Raw genomic sequence first — 6,784 nt, 5'->3', positions numbered from 1 at the left:
CTTTCCTATCAAAATATTATTTAATTTTGTCTAAACTTTTGGGTGCAGTCTAAATCTGGGAGTTTAAATTTTATACTGTTGCTTCTTCTTTCGGAAGTTTGAATTTCTTAGAATAAATCATAATCACCAATCCGGCAACCATAAAAGGAATACTCAAAACCTGACCTGTATTAAGTCCTGCAAAATGAATGATCTCGTCACCTTGTGGTTCTTTCAGGAACTCGACAAAGAATCTGATCGCCCAAAGAATGATAAAGAACAATCCGAATAACCAACCTTGCTGATATTTTTTATCGGTTTTTTTATATAAGAACCAAAGCAAAACGAAAAGACAAACGTAACCAAATGCTTCAAAAAGTTGAGTTGGATAACGCGGAATTGTAACACCATATTCAGAACTTTGTTGTGGAAATAGCAATGCAAAAGGAGAATTTGGGTCAATTGGTTTTCCAATGATTTCTGAATTGAAAAAATTTCCCATTCTCACAAAAGCACCTCCAGAAGCTACTACGATTCCGATTCTGTCATAAACCCAAAGCGGATTTTTCTTGATGATTTTTAAACTATAATATAGCGTCGTTGCAATAACCATAATGGCTGCACCGTGACTTGCCAAACCGGAAAATCCTGTAAAATGCAACCCTCCTCTTGTACTGATTGGTAAGAAAACACTCAAGAAATCTTCTTTGAATAATTCTGGCTGATAAAAAATAACGTGTCCCAATCTCGCTCCAAGAATAGTTCCTACCAAAGTCCAAGTAAAAAATGGTTCCAGATATTTCTCATCCACACCATCTATTTTGAAGATTTTTGCCATAATGAAATAACCTAAACCAAAAGCAAAAATGAACATCAAACTATAAAAATGTAGCATAAAAGGTCCTAGTTTGATTCCCTTTATAGGATCCCAAATTTTGAAACTTGTTTCTAGTTCTACATTATCGGTTGATTTCAGAACCGTTTTAGATTTTAATAGATATTTGAAATTTTCTATGTTCTTCTGTTCCAATGTCGCATCAACAGGCTTAAAATTTTTATCCAAAAATTGAAAACCAAAAGCTTTGTACTTCAATAAAATATTTTGGATGCTCCCAAGATGTTCAGCAGATTCTGCTTTGATATTATCTTCGTTTAGAATAACCAATTCATTAGGAAAATTATTAAAAGCTTCATCATAAAATTTTGTACTATTTTGAGTAGCAAATATTTTTACAGCAACAGTTTCTTTATTATTGATTTTCAAAGTTCCATCAGAAAGCTGATTGGAAGTGCTTTGCGAAAAAAACAATTGAGAAATCCCTGCGAAAAGGATTAGATAAAATCTAAGAAAAATATGATTCATTGATAATTGATTTTAATGTTTTTTGGGTGGAACTGGGTCATAACCTTCGCCTCCCCAAGGATGACAACTTCCAATTCTTTTGATGGCAAGCCAGCTTCCTTTCAAAAGTCCGTGAACTTTCAGTGCTTCTAAAGTATAATACGAACAAGTAGGATCATACCTGCAATTTTTCCCCAACCAAGGCGAAATGGCAAATTGATAAAATTTTATCAAAACGACAATCGGGAAAGTCAAAATTTTGTTCAACATAATTTTAAGTTATGCAAAAATAATAGAAAAAACATTAGTCAAATCAAAATTAACTAACAATAACAGTTGCATATTGAAATGTTTTTATTTTTAATGTTAACCAAATTTAAACAATAGTTTAAATCAATGATATGATTATAGATTTTGCAACATCTAAATTTGAATTTAATTGATAAAATCTTGATTTTTGCAAAATGGATAAGAGAATACTTCCGTTAGCATTAGGCGGATTGGCAATTGGGACTACAGAATTCGTAATAATGGCACTTTTGCCAGATGTTGCCAAATCATTGAATGTTTCTATTCCGCAAGCTGGGCATTTCATCTCTTCTTATGCTGCTGGAGTGGTTGTTGGTGCTCCAATTTTGGTCGCTTATGCTGCAAAATTTCCACCTAAAAGAATACTTATTTTCTTGATGATTGCTTTTACAATCTTCAACGGATTGTCGGCTTTGTCAAATGATTATTACACGATGATGATTCTTAGATTTTTATCTGGGCTTCCTCACGGTGCTTTTTTCGGGGTTGGAATTGTTGTTTCTTCACGATTGGCAAAACCAGGAAAGCAGGCACAAAGTATTGCAATGATGTTTGCTGGGCTTACTTTGGCAAACCTTGCGATGGTTCCTTTCGTGACTTGGCTTGGGCATCAACTGTCTTGGCGATATGCTTTTGGTGTTGTTGCGCTCATTGGATTAATTACGATTATTGCGTTGAAATTTCTCCTTCCTTATATGAATAGCCTACGAACCGTAACTTTGAAAGACGAATTGGAGTTTTTCAAAACGATTAAAGCTTGGCATATTGTTTCGATTTCGGCTATTGGATTTGGAGGTTTGTTCGCTTGGTTCAGCTACATTACACCTTTGATGACCAATGTTTCTCAATTTCCAACAGAATCTATAGCTTATATTATGGTTTTGGCGGGTTCTGGAATGGTTGTTGGGAATTTTCTTGGTGGAATAATGTCTGACAAAATGAGACCAGCTTTGGCTGCTGCTATTCTTTTTACGGCAATGATTTTAGCTTTGGTTTGTGTATTTTTCTTCTCAGAAAACAAAATTATTTCTTTGATTCTTACCTTTATTTGTGGCGTTTTATCGATGGCTGTTGGAACTCCGATTAACATTATAATGTTGCGCACTGCAAAAAATTCTGAAATGATGGCTGCTGCAATTATGCAAGCTGCTTTCAATATCGCAAATTCTATAGGTGCATTTTTCGGTGGATTACCTTTAGAATATGGATTGACTTACAATTATCCGTCTTTGGTTGGTGCAGGATTATCTATTATAGGTTTGATGCTTTGTCTTGGTTTTATCAAGAAGTACAAGGCTGTCATTTAGATTTATCAATTGTTCTAAAAGTCAGACTGATTCTCGGCTTAATGATTCTTGTAGTCGTAGGCAATCTATGCAACCAGAATTTCTGAGTCGTATCTTTCATCATTAATAAACTTCCGTGTTCAAGAATTAGAGAAACCAATTCTTTCGTGGTTTTATGTTTGAAATTGAATTTCCTTTCAGCTCCAAAACTCACCGAACTGATAGCGCCATTATCTTTCAAATCCTTTTCGCCGTCACTGTGATAAGCCATTCCTTCGGAACCGTCTTGGTACAGATTCAGCAAGCAGGAATTGAAAGTTTCTCCACTTACATTTTCAATTTTTTCTTTAATTTCAAGAAGTGTTTTGTTCCAAGGTAAAGCCGTTTTGGTTCTTCCGGAATAGGTGTAACTAAATTCCTCATTCCCATACCAAGCGACTTTTCTTTTGGTTTCAATGAGTTTTCCGAAGATAACAGCTTCATCACTTTTCCATTCAACTTCGGTCATTAATTTTTGAAAATATTTGTTTGCTTCTTCTTCAGAAAATATTTTTCCATAATAAGAAGTTGTTCCGTCGTAAGGCAGAATGTTTTCTATGATTTCGAATTGGTCTTCAAATAAACTCATATTTCAAATTTATTATTTTTTGAATTAATGAAAGTCAAAAATTTAGCCTTCCGCTTATAATTCATATTTTTGCACTCGATTATCATTTATCAATCATCATTTATCAATATAATGAAGCCAAGCTTAGCAAAAGGAACAAGAGATTTTACTGCGAAAGAAGTTTCCAGAAGAAAATATATTATCAATACATTACAAAAGAATTTTGAATTATTTGGATTCCAGCCATTGGAAACGCCAAGTTTCGAAAACCTTTCTACTTTGACAGGAAAATATGGAGAAGAAGGCGATCGATTGATTTTTAAAATCCTTAATTCCGGAGATTATGCTTCGAAAACAAATGAAGAAGATTGGAATAATAAGAATTCTCAAAAACTGATTTCTCAGATTTCGGAAAAAGCACTTCGTTATGACCTGACAGTTCCGTTTGCACGTTTTGTAGCCATGAATCACGGACAACTGGCTTTTCCTTTCAAGCGTTATCAGATTCAACCGGTTTGGAGAGCGGATCGACCTCAAAAAGGTAGATTCAGAGAGTTTTATCAATGTGATGCAGATGTTGTAGGAAGTACGAGTCTTTGGCAGGAAGTGGAGTTATTGCAATTATATTTCAAATCGTTCAAAGATTTAAAATTATCCGTTTCGATTCATATTAATAATAGAAAAATTCTTTCCGGATTGGCTGACTATGCAGGAATTGCAGATAAATTAATTGATTTTACTGTAGCCCTTGATAAATTAGATAAAATCGGAAAAGATGGAGTAACTAAAGAAATGCTTGAAAAAGGAATTTCTGAAGAAGCAATCTCTAAATTGGATTTCCTTTTCAGTCAAACTAATGACGCTTTGGAAAATCTTCTTAATCTGAAAGAAAAATTCGCAGGAAATGAAATCGGATTGAAAGGTGTAGAAGAGTTAGAATTTGTGATTACTAATGCTTTAAACCTTGGAATCGATTCTCAAAACTTAGTTTTTGATATTACATTAGCAAGAGGTCTGGATTATTATACAGGTGCCATTTTCGAAGTGAAAGCAGATGAAGTTGCAATGGGTTCTATCGGTGGCGGTGGACGTTATGATAACTTGACAGAAGTTTTTGGTGTTAAAGATATTCCAGGGATTGGAATTTCTTTTGGCTTAGATAGAATTTATTTGGTGATGGAAGAATTGGGAGTTTTCCCAGAAGATTCTGATGTCAAAGTAAAATATCTTTTCGCTAATTACGGAGAAGCAGAATCTATTGAAGCTTTAAAATTAATTTCTGAGTTGAGAGATAGAAACATTTCTGCAGAACTTTATCCGGAAGCTTCAAAATTGAAAAAGCAATTCACTTACGCAGAGAAAAAAGTAATCGAGAATCTTGTTTTCTTTGGTGAACAGGAAATAAAAGAGCAAACAGTTACGGTTAAAAATCTTGTTTCTGGAGAACAGCAAACATTGAAAATAGAAGAGTTTTTACAATAAATATTCTAATTATCAGATACTAGACTTGTAGCGCTTTTTATTTTTGGATAATTGATATCTTCAATTTCTTGTTTTCTTTTTCGAATAAAATCTGTGGGTCTAATCCCATTGATTTCAAAAAACAAATCCGAGAAATTTTGTCGAGACGCAATGCCACACTCTTTTGCTAGGCTATCAATAGTATAATTGAGATAGATGTTTTTTTCGAATAATAAGTAGGTGATGTGTCTGATTCTTAAGTCACCAAGATATCTGTTGAAGTTCATTCCTTTTTGCTCATTGATCACATGAGAGAGATAATTGGAATTGGTTTCAAACTGAATTGCTAGCTTATGAATGGTAAGACCTTTTTGATTAAACTGTTTTTTTTCTTCAAATTTTCTCAGCTTTAGCAAAAGATCTTTTTTTATAGTTTCTGTAATCTGCGGCTTTTTATCTTCACTATTTTCTTGATTAGCAATAGGTGTAGGTTTTTCTAATCTAGCAATGTAGTTGTCAGTTAGTAGCTTTTCCTGTAAAATATGATATTTATCCAAGGTTTCTTTTCCTTTTTTGTGTCTTTTGAATAAAACATAAACCAATATTGTTGCCGTAATCAAAAGTCCAAAAATCATATAAATACCCCAAGTGTTTGCGGTTTCTAATCTTCCTTTTTCTTCTATCAAAGTATTAGTATCGTATTCTCTATGGATTTTAAGAGAAAGTGAAGCAAAATCTTTAGATATGATACTGTCAGCTTTTAGAAGTTGAGTGGTGTAGTAAAGCTGTTTCTCAGAATCTTTTTTCTTTTTGTAATGGTTGATAAGAAGCTCATAATTTTCCCTTAGTTCTGGAAGTAAAAACTCTTGTTTGTTGAAAATAGAATCTATTTTCTTAAAATTGGTAATTGCAAGATCTTCGTTATTAAGTGCTAAATAACTTTTGCCAATGTAAAAATAATCAACCGACATCCAAGCGAAATCATCTCTCATCAATTTGAGTGATTGATCAAGGTTTTCTATGGCAGCGAGATATTTGTTGTTATTAAATTCGCTAATCCCTCTTGATTTCAAAAAGTATCCTCTTTCTAATAAAAAATCTTTGTTGTTAAATGTTTTTAACAAACCAATATCTGTAAGAGAATCTACTTTCTTTGTGTTTTTCAAATGTCTGTAAGACACAATCATTTGATGAAGACTGTTCAGATATCCTTTTTGGTTGTTGTAGATTTCATTCGCAAATTTAGAATTAGTAGTATTAACTTCTGTCTCAAAATATCTGACACTGTTTTTAAACAGTTCTATAGCTTCTTCGTGATAACCAAGATAGTTTTTGATAACGCCTAAGTGGTATGCTATTTTATTTTTAAGATAGAGATCGCTGCTGTTTTTTGCATATTTGTATGCCATCAGATATTCATCCAATGCAGGTCTGTATTTTTTTAGCTTAGAATAATAAATACCTCCTCGCATCACATACGAAGCTGAGATTCTGTCATCGTGTTTTGATTTATATGCAGCATCTATGCAGCTATCTGCATATTGAAGTTTTCGATTGATAGACTTAGTGTAGAATACAGCATCTTTATAGGCTTGAAAAAGTTCATCAGGATTGTTTTCTTTTTTAGCTTTTTTTATATATGGATTGAGATATAAAAATGCGCGATCATCATTCTCCTTAAAAATTTCATATTTTGCTCGGTAATAATCATAAGATTTAGGATCCTTGTCTTTGGAAAAAACAAAACCAGTTACTAAAAAAAATATGAAAAAGAAGTAGCCTTTCATTGAGGAGCTTTAT

General features: G+C 33.0%; 6 protein-coding genes. 2 read left to right on the top strand and 4 right to left on the bottom strand.

Annotation, left to right across the window (positions count from 1 at the left end):
* Positions 1 to 70 precede the first annotated feature (70 nt).
* Positions 71 to 913: a prolipoprotein diacylglyceryl transferase gene (gene lgt, locus RTY06_RS04135; protein WP_312823032.1), complete on the bottom strand. Its 843-nt coding sequence runs from the start codon at positions 911 to 913 to the stop codon at positions 71 to 73.
* Between the two features lie 441 nt (positions 914 to 1,354).
* Positions 1,355 to 1,591: a membrane protein insertion efficiency factor YidD gene (gene yidD / locus RTY06_RS04130; protein WP_312823025.1), complete on the bottom strand. Its 237-nt coding sequence runs from the start codon at positions 1,589 to 1,591 to the stop codon at positions 1,355 to 1,357.
* A 194-nt stretch (positions 1,592 to 1,785) separates the two neighbouring features.
* Between yidD and RTY06_RS04125 the strand changes: the two genes are divergently transcribed.
* Positions 1,786 to 2,937: an MFS transporter gene (locus RTY06_RS04125; RefSeq protein WP_312823023.1), complete on the top strand. Its 1,152-nt coding sequence runs from the start codon at positions 1,786 to 1,788 to the stop codon at positions 2,935 to 2,937.
* Here the strand turns inward: RTY06_RS04125 and RTY06_RS04120 are convergent.
* Positions 2,930 to 3,544, bottom strand: a complete 615-nt coding sequence (locus RTY06_RS04120) for an alpha-ketoglutarate-dependent dioxygenase AlkB (protein ID WP_312823021.1) — start codon at positions 3,542 to 3,544, stop codon at positions 2,930 to 2,932. The genes RTY06_RS04125 and RTY06_RS04120 overlap by 8 nt on opposite strands.
* Positions 3,545 to 3,655: 111 nt before the next feature.
* Here RTY06_RS04120 and hisS point away from each other — a divergent pair, with 111 nt between their 5' ends.
* A complete protein-coding gene (gene hisS / locus RTY06_RS04115) occupies positions 3,656 to 5,005 on the top strand; it encodes a histidine--tRNA ligase (RefSeq protein WP_312823020.1) in 1,350 nt (449 codons plus the stop codon).
* A 5-nt stretch (positions 5,006 to 5,010) separates the two neighbouring features.
* On the opposite strand, the gene RTY06_RS04110 is transcribed toward hisS, so the two are convergent.
* Positions 5,011 to 6,771 carry an AraC family transcriptional regulator gene (locus RTY06_RS04110; protein WP_312823018.1) on the bottom strand — a complete coding sequence of 587 codons (1,761 nt, stop codon included), beginning with the start codon at positions 6,769 to 6,771 and terminating at the stop codon, positions 5,011 to 5,013.
* Positions 6,772 to 6,784 lie beyond the last annotated feature (13 nt).

Source organism: Epilithonimonas sp., from assembly GCF_032055105.1.
Taxonomy (GTDB): domain Bacteria; phylum Bacteroidota; class Bacteroidia; order Flavobacteriales; family Weeksellaceae; genus Epilithonimonas.
The sequence above is the reverse complement of the archived record's forward strand: the minus strand, read 5'-3'. Positions and strand labels throughout refer to the sequence as shown.